This is a genomic window from Candidatus Cardinium sp. cByotN1, assembly GCF_022810525.1.
Lineage (GTDB): Bacteria > Bacteroidota > Bacteroidia > Cytophagales > Amoebophilaceae > Cardinium.
Genome location: NZ_JAACGG010000073.1, coordinates 1 through 2,181, shown reverse-complemented (window position 1 = coordinate 2,181; position 2,181 = coordinate 1). Strand labels below are relative to the sequence as shown.

1 protein-coding gene is annotated in these 2,181 nt (G+C 35.2%); it reads left to right on the top strand.

The window, feature by feature from the left end; translation table 11 throughout:
* Nucleotides 1–365: 365 nt before the first annotated feature.
* The gene (locus MUW73_RS02075) at nucleotides 366–1,973 is read left to right on the top strand and encodes a hypothetical protein (RefSeq protein WP_243018593.1); all 1,608 of its coding nucleotides are present in this window, start codon (nucleotides 366–368) and stop codon (nucleotides 1,971–1,973) included.
* The last annotated feature ends 208 nt before the right edge of the window (nucleotides 1,974–2,181 follow it).

Below are 2,181 nucleotides of genomic sequence, written 5' to 3'. Positions count from 1 at the left end.
CTGCGCTTTCTGATCGCACTTTTTTGAAAGGGCGTGTTTTTTTACTAGCATAAGCCATAGTGGTAAACAGAAACACTGCCATAGCCTTGAATGTATGCCTGGTACAAAAGGCGCTTTTTCTTTCTAAAGAGGCTCAAGTATGGCAGGCTTGTATAATTCATGAAGAACTATTAGATTAATATTAAGCGGAAAAATAACCTAAATCCACCTAAAAAGCCAAAATTAGAGGACCTTACCAACCAAATTTTTGTTTAACTTTGCGTGGTGTCAGAATAGCCCTGAAAGAAAATAAGGATTAAAAGCTAATTACAGATAATTCAAGCATAACAATTTACCCAGTAGTAAAAATTAATTTAATAATAATTATGGAATGCACCAATCCGCCTAAACGTAATACAACATATTTTTTATTAAAAGCTATTTTTAGTTTTATTTTTTGCTTGTTTACTAACTATGATGAGGGAACAGCAAAAGAGATATTGAGTAGCGATTCAATCATAATCTTACAAAAGATAACAAAATTTTGCAAGCAAAATTTATCTAAAATAAGTAAAGAAAATAACCTATTTGCCTATTTTGGTTATCAAAAAACATATCACTTGCAACAACCAGAAGTGGAGGCTTCTGCTAAACGCGCTACTCAGCAGAATCAAGCCAACGATTCAACTAGTCGGGCTATACTAAACCAAACGTTACTTCGGCCAATAGAACCAGCTGATGATGATCAAAAAAGTGTAACTATTTTAGATGAATATGAAAAAATAAAAAATTTTTATGCCTATGATCCCGTAGGTCAAACATGGGTAAGAATCAAATCTTTTAAAGTTATAACCGAATCTTTGGGGAATAAACCAATAGATCTAAAGCGCTATGGTAAACCTTATATGAACTTTTGGGCATATGATGTCTCAAATCAAACTTGGCACAAGGTTAGCCTTATACCCTATTTGCAACAAACCAACACCCAGATAAATAACCATTCGCCTGCTACTGCTATACAAGAATCAGCTCCAACAGATCGTAGTAACCAGTTGAGTGATCTAGCTACAGATGAGTTATTGGAAGAACTGCTGGGTGTTCACACATTGGCCAAACAACCCAAGCCTGACCAAAAAGAAAGTCCATGGGCTAACTTATCAGTGGATTTCACGATAGGCCCTGGAGCTGTGTTTTATACCAACTGTTTGGAAGAGATGCATTTATTACTCCAAAGAGAAAACAATGAATACTTTTTCAAAACTAACGCAGATGAAATATATCAGCCCAATTGGTTTCATGATACGCTTTCACGTTATAAGCTAGCAGATTTTAATCTATCTGATCCGCGTATAACACAAGGTAGTGCTGAAAATGCAACATTTAAAGGTAAAGGATGGGCTATTCCTATTACATTAAGCATACAATACACCCTGTGGAAGCGACTGTTTGTGGGGCTTGGTAGAGAAATCGTCTTTAATGTTACCAATCAATTGGTTCATAACGATGAAACTATAGATCATAAAGAATATATACCGAATAAAAAATGGTCTACGCAAGGAAGATTTTTTGCTAAATTCGGCTGGTACCCATTTAATAATGCAACCCATAGATTTTTTACAGACATTCGTATATTTCGTGTGTATCATTTGGATACTGTTTTACCTAACCTAGTAGGCTTTGGAGATTATATCCATAAAACACTAGCCTATAATTTCGGGTTAGGGTATGAGCAGCAGCTTACTAACTATCTTGCATGTACCACACGCCTTGCCATGGAGTTGCAAAAATTTAAACAGTTTTCTACTGATGCACCTTGTACTTATAATATTCATTATAAGCAACCCGCTATTTATCTGCAACTAGGGCTAGCGATACGATTTGCTAAGTCTAAGCCATTCAATGATTTCAAAAATCAAGATTATCAAAATAACAACCGTAAACCAAATGACTTAAGCAAGGTAGAAGGGTTACAAGATTTGCTAGATCTAGATTAGACCTCTTACAAAGCTTATTGCTAATGGCACTTTTGGTCTTGAAATTTGTTTATGCTCCTCCAATACATTTAATATGCTGTGTTGCGGCGCTACTGCGTTTGTCCTAAATAAGGCTGATTACAAATAGGGTTTTCAAACAATGCTATCCATTTTTCCGTATCTGTTCAGGCAATGGCGGCAACTTAAGTAATTTTTAATTATTTTTATT